Genomic DNA, 18,565 nt, shown 5'->3' on the forward strand with positions numbered 1-18,565 from the left:
CTCCCTAAGCTTTGAGGAGACCCGACCCGTGGATATCAGCACCCGCATTTTCCGAACAATTGCTGGCGAGATTGCCGCGAAACCTGAACAGGTCGGTGCAGCTGTAAAGCTGTTGGATGGAGGTGCGACGGTGCCGTTTGTGGCACGGTATCGTAAAGAGGTTACCGGCGGTCTGGATGACACGCAGTTGCGGACTTTGGCGGATCGATTGGCCTATTTGCGCGAGCTTGAAGCACGACGTGAGACTGTATCGGCATCGATCAGCGAACAGGGGAAAATGACCGACTCTTTGGCCAAGGCCATCGTCGGTGCGGAAACCAAAGCGACCCTAGAAGATATTTATCTGCCTTATAAGCCGAAACGACGTACCAAAGCGATGATTGCGCGCGAAAATGGGCTGGCGCCTTTGGCCGCGGCAATTATGGCGGATCGGGCTGCTGATCCCGAAACGCTGGCTGCTGGATTCATCACTGAGGCTGTCGTTGATGTGAAGGCCGCGCTTGACGGCGCGCGTGATATTGTGGCTGAGGGATTGACTGAGAATGCAGGGCTGCTTGGCGAACTGCGCTCTTTCCTTCAAAAAGAGGCGATTGTAGCGGCGAAAGTAATTTCCGGACAAGAACAGACGGGTGCCAAATTTTCCGACTACTTCGAACATTCTGAGTTGTGGTCAAAAGTGCCCAGCCACAGAGCTTTGGCGATGATGCGGGCTTCCAAAGAGGGGGTGATAGCGCTGGATATTGGCCCAGATCCTGAAGCCGGTAAGGCGCGGGCAGAAAAGATGGTTGCCAGTGTTCTCGACACGCGTACGGATGCGCCTGGAGACAGATGGCTGCGCAAGGTCGCTGGCTGGACTTGGCGCGTGAAGCTGAGCCTGACGATGACTGTAGATTTGATGGGCGAACTGCGGGGGCGGGCGCAGGAAGAGGCCATTCAGGTGTTTGCGCGAAACTTGAAAGACTTGCTGTTGGCGGCACCAGCCGGTGCAAAGGCCACTCTTGGGCTGGATCCAGGTATACGAACCGGTGTGAAAGCTGCGGTGGTGGACAGCACAGGCAAGCTTGTGGACACAGCGACGATTTATCCGTTTCAGCCAAAGAATGATGTGCGTGGGGCCGAAGCTGCAATTATGGCGTTGATTGCCAAGCACAATGTGGAACTGGTCGCGATTGGCAATGGTACGGCGAGTCGGGAGACTGAGAAGCTGGTGGGCGAGACTCTGAAGCTTCTGCCTAAGGGTGTTAAAGCACCAACAAGGGTGATCGTGAGCGAGGCTGGCGCGTCGGTTTATTCCGCAAGCGAGCTGGCCGCACGTGAGTTTCCAAATTTGGATGTGTCTCTGCGAGGTGCAGTGTCAATTGCGCGGCGCCTGCAAGACCCTTTGGCGGAGCTTGTGAAAATCGAGCCAAAATCGATTGGCGTGGGTCAGTATCAGCACGATGTGGATCAACACCGCTTGGGCAAATCTCTGGAGGCGGTCGTTGAAGATGCTGTGAACGCGGTCGGCGTGGACTTGAATATGGCCTCCGCGCCACTGTTGGCACATGTGTCTGGTCTTGGGCCGTCCTTGGCCGAAGCAATTGTGTCGCATCGCGATGCCAATGGAGCATTTGGGTCGCGCAAAGCGTTGCTGGATGTGGCGCGGCTAGGGCCGGCAGCGTTTGAGCAATGCGCGGGTTTCTTGCGGATCATGGATGGCGGTGAACCTCTGGACGCAAGTGCGGTGCACCCTGAAGCATATGATGTTGCTCGTAAAATTGTTTCGGCCTGCGGGCGCGATGTACGCACATTGATGGGCGATGGTTCCGCATTGAAGTCGCTGCGTGCAGAAGAATTTGTGTCCGAAAAGTTTGGTTTGCCAACCGTGCGGGACATTCTAGGCGAGTTGGAAAAGCCGGGCAGGGATCCGCGACCGACATTCAAGACAGCGACGTTTACAGACGGTGTGGAACAGATTTCTGATCTTAAGGCGGGAATGACCTTGGAAGGCACAGTGACCAATGTGGCGGCCTTTGGCGCCTTTGTCGACGTTGGGGTGCATCAAGATGGCCTTGTTCATGTGAGCCAGTTGGCGGATCGGTTTGTCAAAGACCCGCATGAAGTGGTGAAGGCTGGTGATGTGGTCAATGTCACGGTTACCGAAGTTGATGTGCCGCGCAAACGGATTGGCCTGTCGATGCGCAAGGACGGTGGGACGTCGGCTAAAGAGGATCGCGACGCGCGATCAGGGCTTGGCGGCAAGGGGCGCGGTGGTGCCGGTGTCGGGCAACGTGGCAAAGGTCAGCGAAGCAGCGGCAGTAATAACTACGCTGCCAAACCTAAGCAGGACAGCGGCGGCGCATTGGGGGCGGCGCTGATGGATGCGATGCGGAAGAAGTAGGCGCAATATTTGGGCGCGCCTGGCTTTGATCCGGTGCGTCCAACTTGAGACGATCACAACAATGGTTGTCAGGTTAGCAGGGTAGCCATTTGACGCATGGCCAGCGCGTATCCATTCACGCCAAATCCAGCGATCACGCCTTCGGCGCGGGCGGAAACGTAGCTGTGGTGGCGAAACGTCTCACGTTTGTGGATGTTGGAGATGTGCACTTCCAGAACAGGCCCTTCGAACATGTTTAGCGCGTCCAGAATTGCGACGGAAGTATGCGAATAGGCTGCCGGGTTGATGATAACTCCGGCAGCCTTTTCACGGGCTTCATGAATCCATTCGACGAGCTGGCCCTCGGAGTTGGATTGCAACTGTTTCACAGTGAGACCACAATCAGCACCAACCTGCGCACACGCAGCTTCGACATCCGCTAGCGTGTCAGTCCCGTAAATTTCTGGCTCACGTTTGCCGAGAAGGTTCAGGTTCGGGCCGTTCAGAATGTAGATTGTTTTGCTCATTGTGCCACGTGCCTTTTACTGTTGCGTTGAGGTAGCCGGAAAACCGGTGTGGGAGCAAGGTTTAGGACTTTAGATCACGCAGTATCACGTTTGTCTGTGCCGAACTTACCGCAGGGAGCGTAAAGAGAAAGTCTTCCAAGAACCTATTGTAAGCTTCGATGTCCGTGCATCGCACTCGCATGTGATAATCCGCGGTGCCAGTCGTTGCGAAACACATACGGATTTCTTCTCGCGCATTGACGGCTTCGATAAAGCGCTTGAGATTGGCCGGGTCGTGGCGGGTGAGTTGCACGTGTACGATCGCGTGAAAAGTCAGTCCCAGTTTTTCGGACTGCAATCGCGCTCCGTACCCGACAATCAAACCAGCCTCCTCAAACGCGCGGACGCGACGCCAGCAAGCTGACGTTGACATGCCAACCTTCTCCGCCAGCTCTGCGTTGGACAGTCGACAGTCTTTCTCCAGAAGGGCAAGTAACTGACGGTCTTTTGCATCCAGATTCATGGCATGTCCTTCCAAGTTTTGGCACTTAGGCGAAGCAGAAATTCGCCGTGGGTGAGGATACTGCAATAGTCTGGAACAGGAAACCGGATTGCATGTGAGATCATTCCTCAATTAAAGAGGAGCGCGCCAATGACCGAAGCTAGCCACGAATTTGACAGCTATTCCCTGTCTGACCGTTATGACCGGACGACGGGACGGGTGTTCTTGACCGGAACGCAGGCTCTGGTTCGTATTATGTTTGATCAGGCGCGACGCGATAGAGACGCAGGCCTGAACACTGGTGGCTTTGTTTCTGGATATCGCGGCTCCCCATTGGGCGGTGTCGACTTGGAGTTTTGGCGAGAGCGCAAACGCACCAAAGACCAAAACATCACTTTTATGCCTGCCGTGAACGAAGACCTCGGTGCAACAGCCGTTTTGGGAGCCCAGCAAGCAACGCTGGATCCTGAGTGCGACGTCGAGGGGCTGTTCTCCATGTGGTACGGCAAAGGCCCGGGTGTGGACCGCTCTGGCGACGCGCTCAAACACGGCAACGCCTATGGTTCCTCCTCCAAAGGCGGTGTTCTGGTTGTTGCGGGAGACGACCATGGATGCGTCAGCTCCTCGATGCCGCATCAATCTGATGTGGCCTTCATGTCGTGGTTCATGCCAACCCTAAACCCGGCAAGTGTTGATGAGTATCAGGCATTTGGCGAATACGGGATAGCGCTGAGCCGGTTCTCGGGAGCCTGGGTTGGGTTCAAGGCAATTTCAGAGACGGTGGAATCCGGCCGATCTGTGGAGTTACAGGCGGATCGTCAGTTTGTTGATCCTGAATTTGAGATGCCAGCCGGCGGTTTGCATGTGCGCCCCAGTGACTTGCCTAGCCCAGAGATTGAAACGCGTATCGGGCATAAGCTCCGCGCTGTTGAAGCCTTTGTCGAAGCGAATCCAATTGATCAACGTATCTATGATGTAGGTGAGGCGACCTTTGGGTTTGTGACTACAGGCAAGGGACACTTGGATCTCATGGAAGCACTTCGGCTTCTTGGATTGGATGAGGCCGCTTGCCGGCGTTTGGGGATCGACATTTATAAGGTCGGCATGGTCTGGCCGTTGGCGCGACGTGACGCGTTGGCTTTTGTACGCGGCAAAACGGAGGTGCTCGTCATCGAAGAGAAGCGCGGCATCATCGAAAGCCAGTTTAAAGAGTATTTCTATGATTGGCCTGGGGACAAGCCGGAGAAAATGGTTGGCAAGCATCGCGCGGCGGGTGACCCGCTTTTGCCATGGACCGGTGAGTTGTCGCCCAAAATGCTGGTGCCGGTTGTTGCTGAGCGCCTGGCGCGATTGTTCCCAGAAGAAGGCCTGCTTGAGAAGGCGGCGGCGCTGATCGAAGCAAAACCACCAGTGTTGAATGTTGAGGGGGCAAATCGGACACCGTATTTCTGTTCAGGTTGCCCGCACAATACGTCGACCAAACTGCCTGACGGCTCCAAAGCCATGAGTGGCATTGGCTGCCATGTCATGGCGAGCTGGATGAACCGTGAAACCGGCGGCTACGCGCAGATGGGGGGCGAAGGCGTGCCAGTCGCTGTGGCGCAGAAGTACAATGGTAATAAACACATTTTTCAAAACCTAGGGGAAGGCACTTGGTATCATTCTGGGTCACTCGCGATCCGGCAAGCTGTCGCCGCAAATGCCAATATCACTTATAAAGTGTTGTTCAACGACGCTGTGGCTATGACTGGTGGGCAGCCGGTGGACGGCCCGGTTTCGGTGCACGGAATTGCCTGGAATGCCCGTGCCGAAGGCGTGACGCGGATTGCATTGGTGAGCGATGATATCGGCAAATTTGAGAAATCTGATTTCCCGCCAGAAACCTCCTTTCATGATCGTGTGGACATGGACCCGGTCCAGCGAGAATTGCGCGAAATCGAGGGTGTTACTCTCCTTATTTACGAACAAACATGCGCCACCGAGAAGCGACGCCGTCGCAAGCGTGGCACGATGGAAGACCCGGATACGTTTGCCTTTATCAATGAGCTGGTTTGTGAAGGTTGTGGTGATTGCTCCAAGGCATCCAACTGTTTGAGTGTGGAGCCGGTGGAGACTGAATTTGGTCGTAAGCGTAAGATCAATTTATCGACCTGCAACAAAGACTTTTCCTGTGTCGATGGCTTTTGCCCCAGCTTTGTAACTGTGGAAGGGGCAAAGCGGCGCAAAAAGGATGGCGCTGACGTGGATGTAGCCACACTGCTGGCAAACGTGCCAGCGCCCAAGGTGACTTCTTTGGATAAACCGTTTGATTTGTTGGTGACAGGCGTTGGTGGCACTGGCGTTGTGACTGTAGGTGCGCTGATTACAATGGCGGCACACTTGGAGGGGTTGGGCAGCTCAGTGCTCGATTTCACCGGGTTCGCGCAAAAGTTTGGCACTGTGTTGAGCTATATCCGTCTGGGAGCGAGCCCCGCAGCGGTCAATCAAGTGCGTATCGAAAGCGGTGCGGCGGATGCGGTAATTGGCTGCGACGTGGTGGTGAGTTCCGCGCCAAAAGCCAGTTTGCATTACCGCAAAGGTGCGCAGGTGGTCCTAAATACCGCAGAAATGCCCACTGGTGATCTTGTACTCAATCGGGATGCGGACCTGAAAGCCGGCGTGCGGGAAGATGTCATCCGTAAAGCTGTTGGCACTGAAAATGTGCGGGCGCTTAATGCCAACAATATGGCCGAGAAGATGATGGGTGACTCTGTATTCGCCAATGTGATGTTGTTGGGGTTTGCTTATCAGAGGGGATTGGTTCCGGTGAGTGAAGTGGCTCTCAAACAAGCGGTTTTGCTCAATGGTGTGGCTGTTGAGAAAAACGCCAAGGCTTTTGATATTGGGCGCGTGCTGGCACATGATCCAGATGCTTTCTCATGGGAGAAGCAGCGCGAAGAGGAAACCGCCAAAGCCGTTATTGCCAAACGTGTGGCCTTTCTAACGGACTACCAGGATGCCACTTATGCGGGACGGTTTGAGAAACGCATGTCAAACCTAGCGAAGGTGTTGCCGGATGATTTGCTGATTGAGGCGGCCAAGTCACTGTTTAAGCTGATGGCATACAAAGATGAGTACGAAGTGGCCCGGTTGCAGCAGGACCGTCAGTTTGAAGTGAAGCTTAGCGAAGAGTTTGAGGGGAACTATCGCGTGAATTACCATATGTCTCCTCCTATTCTTCCACTGGGGCGCGACGCACAAGGTCGCCCAAAGAAAATGAAGCTGGGGCCATGGATGCGACCTGTCCTGGGCACGCTTGCAAAGGCAAAAGTGTTGCGAGGGTCAATGTTGGATGTGTTCCGGTTCAGCGCCGACAGAAAGCTCGATCGAGCGCTGTTGGTGTGGTTTGAGGACGTGCTTGATCTGGTGGAGATTGGGTATGACGCAAGTAATCGGGATACTTGCTGGGCCCTTTTGACTGCCCCCAGGGAAATCCGTGGTTATGGCGTCGTGCGCGAAGCCTCTGCGGAGAAGGCGCGCAAAAGCGTGGCCGTGTTGGAGACAATGTTGTCGACCAAATTATAGCAGCCCAAGGCACGGCACAATGTCGATGCCTAGGTCGTATATGGTGCCAAGCGAGGTGACGAGATTGGGCGGGAGGCGGGGAATGTCCCGCCTTTTTTATGCCTCGATCCTAAGTGGGAAAGCGACAAATATTTCAGACACTGGGAGTTGGGCGATCCTACCAAAAAAGACGAACCCCGGATGGCGATCCATCCGGGGTTCTGGAATTCTTGGTGGCGGTACAGGGACTTGAACCCCGGACACGCGGATTATGATTCCGCTGCTCTAACCAACTGAGCTATACCGCCGTAAGTGGAGTGCGATTTAGGCTCTTCCTGAGGCAGGGTCAAGAGAGAAATTGCCTCCTGTAGACGGCTTTTTCTGAAACTACGTATTTTGTTTGGCAAGAGCCTAAGAACCCTGGAAAAATCGGGGTGGTTACTCCGCGCTTTGCGAAGAGACCGGCCAATATCGGCGCGACGAGAGTGAGAATAGGGTCTACTTTCAGGGCATAATCGTCACGAAACCTTCCCCAAACTGATGGCTCTTTTGGGGGAGCCTCTGTGTTCTTCGTGATGGAAGCATGTAGGCCGATCCGAACAGAAGGTTGAAATACTGACCAAACTCTTTGCGACCAATTTTGCGGCAGTTGCGGCGGATATTCTCCAAGCAAACCTCGCAATGATTGGCATCATCGGTCGTTCCGACAGTAGGTAAGGCGAGCTAGTTTCGAAGAGCCAACCTCCTTTCGCCCGCAAGCTTCAGAAGAGGGGGCTGTTCTCAGTCACTTAGATTAAATACCAGCGGCAGGTTTGCCCGAGCAGATCAAGATTAGGCCCAATGCAGGTTTTGGTCAGAGTTGGTTTTGATCCTTAAGCTACGTTATGAGGCGATGGGGAAGTCTGCGCCTGCTCAAGAGTTAGCAAAATGAAACGGAACCTAATATGTATCCGGCGGCACGTTCACATCATTGTCTCGCCGCGCATTGATACGTTTTTGCACGGGGTGTTTGCGCTTTTTGGAAGGCGCTCGCAACGAGAGCCAGAGCACGCCGCCGACGAGAACTGTGCCAAAGACAATCGAAGCAAGGGTCACAAAGGTCTCTTCGCTCATGTTGGTACTACCGTCATTTTATTGCTTCCGCAGGAAAGGAAGCGTCAGGTCTGACTATACCGTTGCTAATCTGGATGAACAGACCAACCGCGTGAAGCGTGATCTGGCACTCAGAGCTCTAGAATGACCTTGCCTTCAGGGCACCACAAAAGGGGCGCATGCATTACGTCGACCAAGGAAGCCAATGTTGTTCTCATGAACACCAAAAGACCCACGTCAGATTGCTGGAAAGTGTCGTTGAGCGTCTTCGTGAAACGTACTCTTGCGGTGCGTCAGCCGGTCAAGGTTTGACGGTGAAACTCATGAAACATCCCATTTGTGTCCTCGCCGACCAAAGTAAGGCTGTCGATCTCCAAAGGGCGCTCAAGCAGTGGTGCGAAATGCGGGGTGAGCGCAGCAAGAGTGGCTTCGACGTCGGCTCCAAGGCGCCCGGTAAGTGTTAAATGAAAGCGGAACTCATTCAGAACGTAGGGATACCCCCATCGCGCTAGAAGTGCCTTTTGCGAAGCCGACAGATTGGCTTTGCGCCGACGCGCCACTTCAGCCTCGGATGGTGGTGCACGAAAGGAGTCCAGTTCGCAAACAACAGTGGTAGCCAAATTGGCCAGCCGTTTTTGGTCCCCGTCGATTTTCAAGGCAATGAAGCTGGCGAGGCGGGCCAAAACAAGACCGTTCAATTTGATGGGTGCCAATTTGGAACACAGACTCTCAAAATTGGATGAGAGATCGTCTGCACCCATCCCGTCGGCCAAATAAAACGGCGGTTTGACTGTGCCATGTAAGCCGTATCTGCGCGGAGATGCCGTGATCTCGGAGATATCGCGTGGCAGCCCATCAATGGCCGGATGCGCCATCGATTTCCCTGCAACCGGGTCCCACCCTAGCCAAGCTGCTCCAAAATCTGCCAATGCGCCGGGACGTGGAGTATAGTAAACGCCGTATCTTCGAAATTGCATGGTGCCTCTTTCAACACTAATAAAGCGAATGCCAACAATGCGTGACACTCACATGACACAAGAGCTGATCCTTGCAAACGCCACCCTTGTAATGCCCAAGGAAACCGTGACCGGCTCTATTGTGGTACGCAAAGGGCGAATTGTGGACGTGGCAACAGGGCGCGCTGTGCCCGCGGGCGCCGAGAATTGTGATGGCGACTATGTGGCGCCGGGTTTGATAGAACTGCACACAGACAATTTGGAACGACATATGCGGCCGCGTCCCAAAGTGGACTGGCCTCATCAGGCGGCAATTGTGGCGCATGACGCTGAGTTGGCAAGTGTTGGCATTACCACCGTTTTTGATGCTCTTCGGGTCGGATCCATCCCGTCAGATCGGCGACGCAACTACGGCAAATACGCACGCTCAGTTGCAAATGAAATTCTAGAGATGCGCGCCAGTGGCGCTTTGCGGATTAGTCATCAAATCCACCTTCGGGCCGAGACATGCTCAGAAACTCTGGTGGAAGAATTAGCTGAATTTGGCACAGAGGATCGCGTTGGTATTGTCAGTTTGATGGATCACACACCCGGCCAGCGTCAATTCATGGATGTCGCGAAGTTTGAAGCGTATGTTCGTGGAAAGGATTCGATGGACGCGGACGGATTTGGTGAATACGTCGACTTTCTTTACGGCTTGCATGATAAATTTGGCAAGCGGCATGAAGAAGCAACAGTGGCGGCAGCCAAACGGTTCGGAGCGGTTCTTGCCAGCCATGACGACACCACCGTTTCTCAAGTTGCGACGTCGGCTGGTTACGGCATTCACCTTGCAGAATTTCCAACAACAGTCGAGGCTGCTCAGGCCAACCACACTCATGGTATTGCCAACATCATGGGGGGACCAAATCTGGTGCGTGGGGGGAGCCACTCTGGCAATGTTGCGGCTATGGATCTGGCGAAGCAAGGCTTGCTCGACATCATTTCGTCGGACTACGTTCCCTCCTCCCTTTTGCTTGGAGCTGTGATGTTGGGCAACAAGTGGGGGAATATGGCCAAGGGCCTGCACACCGTGACCGCGGCACCAGCAAAATATACCAATCTGGAAGATCGAGGGCGCCTCGAAGTTGGCCTGCAGGCTGACTTGATCCGCTTTCGTGTGACCGAGGGCGTACCGGCGTTACGCGCGGCATGGCACAAGGGCCTGCGCAGTGCCTGACAAAAAGAAAGGCCCCAGAATTACCTGAGCCCTTCTCAATTTTTGAAGCTGATCAGCCTAACCGATTGCGGCGGCTTTCACGTCTGCGTCGATGTATGGCAGGTACTGTTCGAAGTTGTCGGCGAACATGGCCACGAGCTTGGCCGCCTGCGCATCATAAGCGTCTTTGTCTGCCCAGGTGCCACGTGGATCAAGGAGGGCGTCGTCAACACCTGGCACAGATACGGGAACTTCAAAGCCAAAGTTGGCGTCCTTGCGGAACTCAACGTGGTTCAGAGATCCGTCCAGCGCTGCCGTCAGCAGGGCACGTGTGGCCTTGATAGGCATCCGCGATCCGGTGCCGTAAGCTCCACCAGTCCAGCCGGTATTCACCAGCCAGCAGGTGGTGCCAAACTCAGCAATCTTTTGGCGCAGCAAAGCGCCGTAAACTTCTGGGCGGCGCGGCATAAATGGCGCACCAAAACAGGTGGAGAAAGCTGGTGTTGGTTCGGTCAGGCCGCGTTCAGTGCCGGCCATCTTGGCAGTGAAGCCAGATAGGAAGTGGTACTCTGCTTGAGCCGGCGTCAGGCGTGCGACCGGAGGCAAAACACCAAACGCATCACAGGTCAGCATAATTACGTTTTTTGGGTGCCCACCCAGGCCATTGTCAGACGCATTGGGGATCGAATCCAGTGGGTACGCGCAACGCATGTTTTCCGTGAGGCTCTTGTCCTCAAAGTCGAGCTCTTTGGTCTCTTCATCATAGACCATGTTCTCGATGACGGTGCCAAACATCTTGGTGGTGGCGTAGATTTCCGGCTCGGCTTCCGGGTTCAGGCCGATGGTCTTGGCGTAGCAACCACCTTCGAAGTTGAAGGTACCCCGATCGGACCAGCCGTGTTCATCGTCACCAATCAGGGTGCGGTTTGGATCTGCAGACAAGGTCGTTTTGCCGGTGCCGGACAGGCCAAAGAACACGGCGCTGTCAACCGGGTTGTCTTTGGCATGGTTGGCCGAGCAATGCATCGGCATGATGCCTTTTTCTGGCAGCAGGTAGTTCAGCAGGCCAAAGACGGACTTTTTGTTTTCACCGGCATATTCTGTATTGCCGATCAGGATCATCTTCTTTTCGATGTTCACGGCAATCACGGTTTCGGTGCGGCATCCGTGCTTGGCAGGATCGGCCTTAAAGCTCGGGCAGTTGATAATGGTGTAGTCCGCCACAAAGGCATCCAACGCGTCGCTGTCTGGACGGCGGAGGAGGTGACGGATGAACAAGTTGTGCCAGGCCAGTTCGTTCACAACTCGCACGTTGATCGCGTGAGAAGGGTCTGCGCCTGCGGTCAGGTCCTGAACAAAGTAGTCACGACCCTTCATGTGTTCCAGCATGTCGGCATGCAGGCGATCAAAGGCGTCCGACTCCATCGGGGCATTGTTTTCCCACCAGATGGTGTCTTCGGTCATTGGAGTCCGGACGGTGAACTTGTCCTTTGGGGAGCGGCCGGTGAATTCACCGGTGCTGACCAGAAAGGTGCCGCCGTTGCCCAAGGTCCCCTCGTCGCGCTTCAGCGCAGACTCAATGAGGGCGGGCTCCATAAAGTTGTAATAGACATTTCCCAGACCTTCGATCCCTTGATCTTGCAGGCGGAATTGCGGGTTTACCCGTCCAAATGTCATTATCTTACTCCTGTAGCCGCGTGTCCTGTTGCGGCGGTCCTTGAAAGTCCTCGGAGTGAAATATTCTTGCGCGTCAGAACACCCCGAAGTGCGACAAGCGGGTCATAACATGTCGAATATTAAGAAGAACAGGACGCTTTGGCGCAGTTAGCGCAATCAAATGCAGGTTAGCGCAATCAAGCGTTCCGATCGGAAAGCTTGAGCTTGGAATGTCGCAAAAGTGAGGCAATTTAGCCATTGCTCAAGGAATTTCTGGCCAAATAGGTCCGGTTTGTTATCCGAATCGCACTTTAACGTTGATTGCCCAAGTCTGAATTGCGCATAATGCTGCAAAAAATAGACATAATAAGAGCAGTAAATAAGGACCGATCCCATGTCGAAAATTGCCCTTGTGGATGACGACAGGAATATCCTGACGTCGGTTTCTATCACCCTTGAGGCCGAGGGGTTCGAAGTCGAGACCTATCATGACGGCCAGCAAGCGCTTGACGCGTTTAACAAAAAACTCCCGGACATGGCCGTTCTGGATATTAAGATGCCTCGTATGGATGGCATGGATCTTTTGCAGCGCTTGCGCCAAAAAACCAGTATGCCAGTGATTTTCCTGACCTCCAAAGATGATGAAATCGACGAGGTCCTTGGTCTGCGTATGGGGGCCGATGATTATGTGAAGAAGCCTTTCAGTCAGCGGCTGCTGGTGGAGCGCATTCGTGCGTTGTTGCGCCGCCAAGAAGCGGTAGATGGCGAAATTGTAGGCGATACCGAAGACACAAAGATTATGGAACGTGGCGATTTGACGATGGATCCGTTGCGCCATTCGGTGAGCTGGAGGGGGCAAGACGTGACGTTGACGGTCACGGAGTTCCTGCTGCTTCAGGCGTTGGCGCAACGCCCCGGGTTTGTTAAAAGCCGGGATCAGCTGATGGATGTTGCTTACGACGACCAAGTTTATGTAGATGACCGCACAATCGACAGCCATATCAAACGTCTTCGCAAAAAAATGCGGACGGTAGATCGGGACTTCTCTGCAATTGAGACGCTGTACGGCATCGGTTATAGGTACAACGAAGAGTAACGACACAAGGCCGGAAGGACCAACGTGCAAGACATGGCCCAAGGGCGAGATGGGGACGTGGTTTTGGGCGATGATTGGGTCGCTCCGGAAGCCAACGTTGAAAAAGAGTTGCAAGGCCGGCGCGAACGTCGCCGGCTTTTGCCTCTGGGGAAGTCTCCGCTAACTCGTAAAATTATTACCTTTAATATGATCGCTCTTTTGGTGCTGGTCGCGGGTATCCTATTTCTAAACAGTGCACGCGACAGCTTCGCTGTGCAACGCGCCACGGGGCTTGTCACAGAGGCGCGGTTGATAGCCGGCGCTTTCGAGGCGCAGTTACCGACTGGTGCGCCGGCAAATCTGGCGACCAACGACGGCGTGAATGTTGCAGCGACGCTAGAGAAGCTGCCTTTGCAAGTTGGCACGACGGTGCACGTTTTTGATGCGGCTGGACAGGCTGCGGGAAAAAAGGAAGGCAAAGCCTCAGCTGAAGCTGCCGAGGTGCTGGCAGAGCGTCCCGACGGCGCGCCTTTGACTTCTGCACTCAACAAAATCTGGGGTTCCATCTCAGGCAAAGGCGACGTTCAAGACGCAGGCGTGGGGCAACTGAACAGCCAGCTGGAGATCATGGCGCAATCCGCTGTGAGTGGGGCTGAGACTCTGGAAACACTTGTAGCTGCAGATGGTGGTCACGTTTTTGCCATGGCAGTTCCGATCCGGCAAAATGGCCGCGTTGTTGGGGCTGTTGTGTTGTCCAGCGCGTCGGGTGAGTTGGATCGTATGGTGAGTTCAGAGCGTGAGCGTGTTTTACAAATGTTCTTGATCGCGACTGTAGTATCTGTTGGCCTGTCTATGGTGTTGGCCTCCACTATTTCCAATCCACTTTCAGACTTGGCTGCCGCAGCTGAACTTGGCCGAGACAGTGACAGTCGGAAAGTGAACCCAGGTCGTGTGCGTATCCCGGACCTGACCGCAAGACCAGATGAAATTGGACGTTTGTCAGGCGCTCTACGTGGCATGGTTTCGGCTCTATATGAGCGGATCGACAGCAACGAACAGTTTGCTGCCGATGTCGCGCATGAGATTAAGAATCCTCTTGCATCGTTGCGTTCAGCCGTGGGCTCGCTGCGTATGGTGAAAAAAGAGGAACACCGCGAGAAATTGCTCAACGTTATTGAACATGACGTGCGTCGGTTGGATCGTCTTGTAAGTGACATTTCTAACGCCTCTCGCCTAGACAGCGAACTGGTTAAGGAAGAAGAAGAAACCTTCAACTTGCTCGGTATGGTCGGCAACTTGACCCAGTACCTAGGCGAAGATGCAAAAGGAAATGGGATTGATTTTATCACAGATCTGCCTGACGCCCCTATCAACATCACCGGGTTGGAAGCGCGCCTGGCACAGGTTTTTGTGAATCTTATTACCAACGCCATTAGTTTTTGCGAAGATGGAGACGCCATTCGAGTTTGGGCGCGTAAGCGCGAGAACCGTGTGTTGGTTGTGGTTGAAGATACCGGGCCGGGAATACCAGAGCAGGCGCTCAATAAAATTTTCAATCGCTTCTACTCTCATCGTCCCGAAGCTCAATTTGGCAACAACTCCGGTCTAGGGTTGGCAATTTCGAAGCAGATTGTCGAAGCACATGGCGGTGTGATTTGGGCCGAAAATATCCGGCCAACCGACGCTGACGTGACGTCCGAGCCTCTTGGTGCGAGGTTCGTCGTGGGACTGCCGGTGTAGGCTATGACGCGCGCGGATGATTTGTTTTCTGTGTCGCCGGCATCTGCTGACGAGGAAAGCATTCTGCATGCGTCCTGCGTGTCCGACGGTGGTCGTGCAGTGCTAATTTGTGGGGCTTCTGGTCGTGGAAAGTCCGGGCTTGCACTTCAGTTGATGGCATATGGGGCCCAACTGGTTGCTGATGATCAAACCATTGTGCGCCAAAACGGTGAGCAACTGTTGGCGTCTGCACCTGACACAACAAGTGGGTTGATCGAGGCACGTGGGGTTGGGATCTTACGCGCGTTTCCTGTAAAAGGCGTGCCCCTACATTTGGTTGTGGACTTGGATCAAGTTGAAGGCCAAAGGCTACCTCATCCAAGGGATGTTCGCATTATGGGGCGGGCGTTACCGGTGATTTATGGCGTGGACGCTCCGTATTTTGCTGCTGCTGTATTGCAGTTTTTGCGCCACGGAAGGAACGCATAAATGACCGATGGAGATGCTCTGCTAGAAAAAGTCCCGCTGGTATTGCTGACGGGCCCCTCAGGTGCTGGTCGATCCACAGCGATTAAGGCGTTGGAAGATGCGGGGTTTGAAACTATTGACAATTTGCCGCTTGGCTTGCTGCCGCGTCTTTTGACAGGGCAGCCCCCGAAACGGCCTATGGCTCTCAGTTTGGATGTCCGCAATCGGGATTTTTCGCCAACTGCAATAATCGATGCGTTGGAACTGGTCGATGATCTGCCTAGAGTAGCACCTGAGTTACTGTACCTGGATTGCCGTGCCGAAGTGTTACGGCGACGGTACAATGAAACCAGACGCAATCACCCGCTTGATCGCACGGAAGACCCAAACGATGGCATCGAAAGAGAGCTCACGCTTTTGGAAGATGTGCGCGCTCGTGCAACGGTTTTAATGGAAACGTCGGAATTGACGCCTCATGAGTTGCGTCATGCGGTGCAAAGCCGGTTTGCCCCGCAGAAGGATCAGGCGATTGGCATCACGGTTCAATCATTCAGCTACAAGCGCGGATTACCGCAAGGTGCGGATCTCGTGCTGGATTGCCGATTCTTGCACAATCCGCACTGGAAGAAAGAGCTGCGTGACATGGATGGCAGCGATGCGCCGGTAGGGACGTACATCGCCACGGATTCTGGGTATGATCCATTTGTGAAGTCAATGCAGATGGTGTTAGAGCATACTCTGCCTGGCTATGTGCGAGAAGGCCGTAGTCACCTCCAGATCGCATTTGGTTGTACGGGAGGAAAACACCGCTCTGTTTTCATGGCCGAGACCATTGCCGAATCCCTTGCAAATAGGGGCTGGCGGGTGTCTATAAGACATCGCGAACTCAATCGGTACGCTGTGCTTGGCGCGCGTCCAAAGATCGCAGAAGATGGGGAATAGATAGCTTGATTGGTATCGTGATCGTGGCACATGGTGGGCTGGCCAATGAGTATTTGGCAGCTATGGAACATGTCGTTGGCGCGCAAAATGGCGTCAGCGCTATTACCATTGAAGCCAACCATGATCGCGGGCAAAAGCAACGCGAAATCTGTGCGGCTGCGGACGCAGTTGACCACGGAGACGGGGTTGTTGTTGTTACTGATATGTTTGGCGGTTCGCCTTCAAATCTGAGCCTGCGCGCTTGTGCGCCCGCCAATCGGCGCATCCTTTATGGTGCAAATTTGCCAATGTTGATTAAGTTGGCCAAAAGCCGCCACCTCGATGTGGCCGATGCTGTTAGAGCGGCCCTGGAAGCCGGTCGCAAATATATTGATAGCCAAAATATTCAGACAGGGTAAGCAGATGAGTGATGTCATCCAACGCACGATGCAAATCGTGAATGAAAAAGGTCTGCATGCGCGGGCATCTGCAAAGCTGGTGGAAGTTGTAGAGGGCTTTGACGCTTCGGCAGAAGTGGCAAAGGATGGCTTGAGTGCTGGTGGAGACAGTATTATGGGATTGCTGATGCTGGCGGCCTCTATAGGCACCAGTGTTGACGTGGAAACCAGCGGGCCAGATGCAAGGGCCTTGGCCGATGCCATTGAGGCGCTTGTCGCTGACAAGTTTGGTGAAGGATTTTGAGTGTAGCTGCGGCATAGGAAGACAAATTTGGTAGATACGGTGCCAGAAACGCAGGTTGGAAAACCGGCCAAAGAGGCGGAAGGTCAAATCTATGACCGCCGCACGTTGACCTATGCCAATTCCTTTGATGATCGATGGACGTCTTTTGCCATTCGCTCCATTGAGTGGGTGACGGGCAAACTAAAAATCCTGCGCATGGTCAACAAATTTGAGCGTGATAACGAGAAATACCGCGGCCAGAAATTCTGGCGAGGCGCGTTAAACGTTATGGGCATTGAGCTTACAACCCCAGTTGAGCAGTTGCAGAACATACCGTCTGATGGACCAGTTGTGTTTGTGGCCAACCACCCACACGGCATGGTTGATGGCATGATTTTCGCCGACCTCATTGGCCGTGTACGCCAAGACTATCGTATTCTGACACGATCAGTTCTGACTGGTCTGGATGAGGCGGCCTCTAGCTTTATGATCCCGGTGCCGTTCCCACATGATCCAGAAGCGCAGCGCAAAATGGTCGAAATGCGTGGAAAGGCGATGGCACACCTAAAAGAAGGCGGCGTTGTCGCGCTGTTCCCGTCCGGTGTTGTGATGAGCTCAGATACCTGGTTCGGCCCCGCGATTGAACAAGAGTGGAATGTGTTTACGGCTCAAATGATCCGGCGCTCCGGTGCCCGCGTCGTGCCCATTTTTTATCCAGGGCAGAACAGCCGTGCCTATCAAATTGCCAATAAGCTTTCACCGATACTTCGCCAAGGATTATTGCTGCATGAAATTGTGCGGTCCTGCAACAAGCCACAAGCACCGATTGTTGGAGCTCCACTGACAGATGATGAAATGGCGCGGCTACAAACAGATCCGCGTGGTTTCATGGCATGGTTGCGTCAACACACTTTGGAACTTGGCAAAAGCAGCTGATCACGATCTCAGAAAGCAAAAGCGAGGCATCTGCCTCGCTTTTTTCGCTTGTGCTATCGCGTAGGGAGCGGTGTCTCTCCGCGGTAGTCATAAAAGCCCCGCTTCGTTTTACGCCCGAGCCATCCGGCTTCAACATATTTGGTTAGCAGCGGACAGGGGCGGTATTTGGTGTCAGCCAGACCGTCATGTAGCACGTTCATGATGGCCAAGCATGTGTCCAGGCCGATAAAATCTGCCAGCTCAAGTGGTCCCATAGGGTGGTTCGCGCCAAGCTTCAGTGCGTTGTCAATAGAGGCAACATTACCGACACCTTCGTACAGCGTATAACACGCTTCGTTGATCATAGGGATCAGGATGCGGTTCACGATAAAGGCTGGGAAATCTTCGGAGCTTGCGGCTGTCTTACCAAGGCGTTCCACAATGCCAAGGCATGATTGATATGTGTCCTCGTCTGTGGCGATACCGCGGATCAACTCGACCAGCTTCATCATCGGAACCGGGTTCATGAAGTGGAACCCCATGAATCGCTCCGGACGGTCTGTACGAGAAGCCAGGCGCGTAATGGATATGGACGACGTGTTGGAAGTCAGAAGCGTGTCCGGGCCGAGGTGCGGCTTCAAAGTATCAAAAATTTGATGTTTGATTTCTTCACGTTCGGTCGCGGCTTCGATGATAAGATCTGTCCCGCCAAGGGCAGGGAGCTCCAAGGTGGTTTGAATCCGACCCATTGCGGTGGCTTTTTCGTCAGCCGAAATCTTCTCGCGTTCAACTTGTCGTTCAAGATTTTTGTCGACCCGAGCGACAGCTGCTTCCAAGGCGTTCTGATTGATATCATTCAATAGAACATCGTACCCAGCAAGCGCCATGACATGCGCGATACCGTTGCCCATTTGGCCAGCTCCAACGACGCCAATCGACTTGATGTCCATAGTTGATATCCTCTCAAAATGTCT

Annotated in this window: 16 protein-coding genes, 1 tRNA gene and 1 pseudogene; 11 read left to right on the plus strand and 7 right to left on the minus strand. The window is 54.0% G+C overall.

Annotation, left to right across the window (positions count from 1 at the left end; translation table 11 throughout):
- Positions 1–28 precede the first annotated feature (28 nt).
- Positions 29–2,380, plus strand: a complete 2,352-nt coding sequence (locus QZ517_RS02835) for a Tex family protein (RefSeq protein ID WP_294221768.1) — start codon at positions 29–31, stop codon at positions 2,378–2,380.
- Positions 2,381–2,448: 68 nt separating this feature from the next.
- Here the strand turns inward: QZ517_RS02835 and aroQ are convergent, their stop codons facing one another.
- Both aroQ and QZ517_RS02845 read right to left on the minus strand, forming a co-directional pair.
- The gene (gene aroQ / locus QZ517_RS02840) at positions 2,449–2,886 is read right to left on the minus strand and encodes a type II 3-dehydroquinate dehydratase (protein ID WP_294221771.1); all 438 of its coding nucleotides are present in this window, start codon (positions 2,884–2,886) and stop codon (positions 2,449–2,451) included.
- A gap of 61 nt (positions 2,887–2,947) precedes the next feature.
- Positions 2,948–3,388, minus strand: coding sequence for an Lrp/AsnC family transcriptional regulator (locus tag QZ517_RS02845; protein ID WP_294221775.1), 441 nt, complete (start codon positions 3,386–3,388; stop codon positions 2,948–2,950).
- A gap of 129 nt (positions 3,389–3,517) precedes the next feature.
- Here QZ517_RS02845 and QZ517_RS02850 point away from each other — a divergent pair, with 129 nt between their 5' ends.
- Positions 3,518–6,931: an indolepyruvate ferredoxin oxidoreductase family protein gene (locus QZ517_RS02850; protein WP_294221778.1), complete on the plus strand. Its 3,414-nt coding sequence runs from the start codon at positions 3,518–3,520 to the stop codon at positions 6,929–6,931.
- 210 nt (positions 6,932–7,141) lie between these two features.
- Here the strand turns inward: QZ517_RS02850 and QZ517_RS02855 are convergent.
- Together QZ517_RS02855 and QZ517_RS02860 are read right to left on the minus strand one after the other, a co-directional pair.
- A tRNA-Met gene (locus QZ517_RS02855) sits at positions 7,142–7,218 on the minus strand.
- A 631-nt stretch (positions 7,219–7,849) separates the two neighbouring features.
- Positions 7,850–8,023, minus strand: a complete 174-nt coding sequence (locus tag QZ517_RS02860; protein WP_294221781.1) for a hypothetical protein — start codon at positions 8,021–8,023, stop codon at positions 7,850–7,852.
- A gap of 82 nt (positions 8,024–8,105) precedes the next feature.
- On the opposite strand from QZ517_RS02860, the pseudogene QZ517_RS02865 reads away from it, so the two are divergent.
- Positions 8,106–8,232 (plus strand): annotated as a pseudogene (locus QZ517_RS02865) (IS3 family transposase); the annotation flags it as partial.
- Between the two features lie 63 nt (positions 8,233–8,295).
- On the opposite strand, the gene QZ517_RS02870 reads toward QZ517_RS02865, so the two are convergent.
- Positions 8,296–8,979: a DUF1045 domain-containing protein gene (locus QZ517_RS02870; protein WP_294221784.1), complete on the minus strand. Its 684-nt coding sequence runs from the start codon at positions 8,977–8,979 to the stop codon at positions 8,296–8,298.
- A gap of 52 nt (positions 8,980–9,031) precedes the next feature.
- Here QZ517_RS02870 and QZ517_RS02875 point away from each other — a divergent pair, with 52 nt between their 5' ends.
- On the plus strand, positions 9,032–10,177 hold the full coding sequence (locus QZ517_RS02875) for an alpha-D-ribose 1-methylphosphonate 5-triphosphate diphosphatase (protein WP_294221848.1): 1,146 nt from the start codon (positions 9,032–9,034) through the stop codon (positions 10,175–10,177).
- A 57-nt stretch (positions 10,178–10,234) separates the two neighbouring features.
- Here QZ517_RS02875 and QZ517_RS02880 read toward each other — a convergent pair whose 3' ends face one another.
- Complete coding sequence (locus QZ517_RS02880) at positions 10,235–11,833, minus strand: phosphoenolpyruvate carboxykinase (protein WP_294221787.1); 1,599 nt, start codon at positions 11,831–11,833, stop codon at positions 10,235–10,237.
- Positions 11,834–12,206: 373 nt separating this feature from the next.
- Between QZ517_RS02880 and QZ517_RS02885 the strand changes: the two genes are divergently transcribed.
- Genes QZ517_RS02885 through QZ517_RS02915 form a run of 7 tightly spaced genes read left to right on the plus strand, consistent with a single transcriptional unit; the run spans position 12,207 to position 17,612 of the window.
- Positions 12,207–12,908: a response regulator transcription factor gene (locus QZ517_RS02885; RefSeq protein ID WP_294221789.1), complete on the plus strand. Its 702-nt coding sequence runs from the start codon at positions 12,207–12,209 to the stop codon at positions 12,906–12,908.
- A 33-nt stretch (positions 12,909–12,941) separates the two neighbouring features.
- Positions 12,942–14,627, plus strand: coding sequence for a sensor histidine kinase (locus tag QZ517_RS02890; protein ID WP_294221851.1), 1,686 nt, complete (start codon positions 12,942–12,944; stop codon positions 14,625–14,627).
- A gap of 3 nt (positions 14,628–14,630) precedes the next feature.
- Positions 14,631–15,095 carry an HPr kinase/phosphorylase gene (locus tag QZ517_RS02895; protein ID WP_294221792.1) on the plus strand — a complete coding sequence of 155 codons (465 nt, stop codon included), beginning with the start codon at positions 14,631–14,633 and terminating at the stop codon, positions 15,093–15,095.
- Entirely contained in the window at positions 15,096–16,016 is a 921-nt protein-coding gene (gene rapZ / locus QZ517_RS02900) for an RNase adapter RapZ (protein WP_294221795.1), read from the plus strand. It begins immediately after the preceding gene.
- 5 nt (positions 16,017–16,021) lie between these two features.
- Positions 16,022–16,414 carry a PTS fructose transporter subunit IIA gene (locus QZ517_RS02905; protein WP_294221798.1) on the plus strand — a complete coding sequence of 131 codons (393 nt, stop codon included), beginning with the start codon at positions 16,022–16,024 and terminating at the stop codon, positions 16,412–16,414.
- A gap of 4 nt (positions 16,415–16,418) precedes the next feature.
- A complete protein-coding gene (locus QZ517_RS02910) occupies positions 16,419–16,697 on the plus strand; it encodes an HPr family phosphocarrier protein (RefSeq protein WP_294221801.1) in 279 nt (92 codons plus the stop codon).
- 27 nt (positions 16,698–16,724) lie between these two features.
- A complete protein-coding gene (locus tag QZ517_RS02915) occupies positions 16,725–17,612 on the plus strand; it encodes a lysophospholipid acyltransferase family protein (RefSeq protein WP_294221804.1) in 888 nt (295 codons plus the stop codon).
- Positions 17,613–17,665: 53 nt separating this feature from the next.
- Here the strand turns inward: QZ517_RS02915 and QZ517_RS02920 are convergent, their stop codons facing one another.
- The gene (locus QZ517_RS02920; RefSeq protein ID WP_283427929.1) at positions 17,666–18,541 is read right to left on the minus strand and encodes a 3-hydroxybutyryl-CoA dehydrogenase; all 876 of its coding nucleotides are present in this window, start codon (positions 18,539–18,541) and stop codon (positions 17,666–17,668) included.
- Positions 18,542–18,565 lie beyond the last annotated feature (24 nt).

The organism is uncultured Shimia sp., from assembly GCF_913054185.1.
Lineage (GTDB): Bacteria > Pseudomonadota > Alphaproteobacteria > Rhodobacterales > Rhodobacteraceae > Shimia.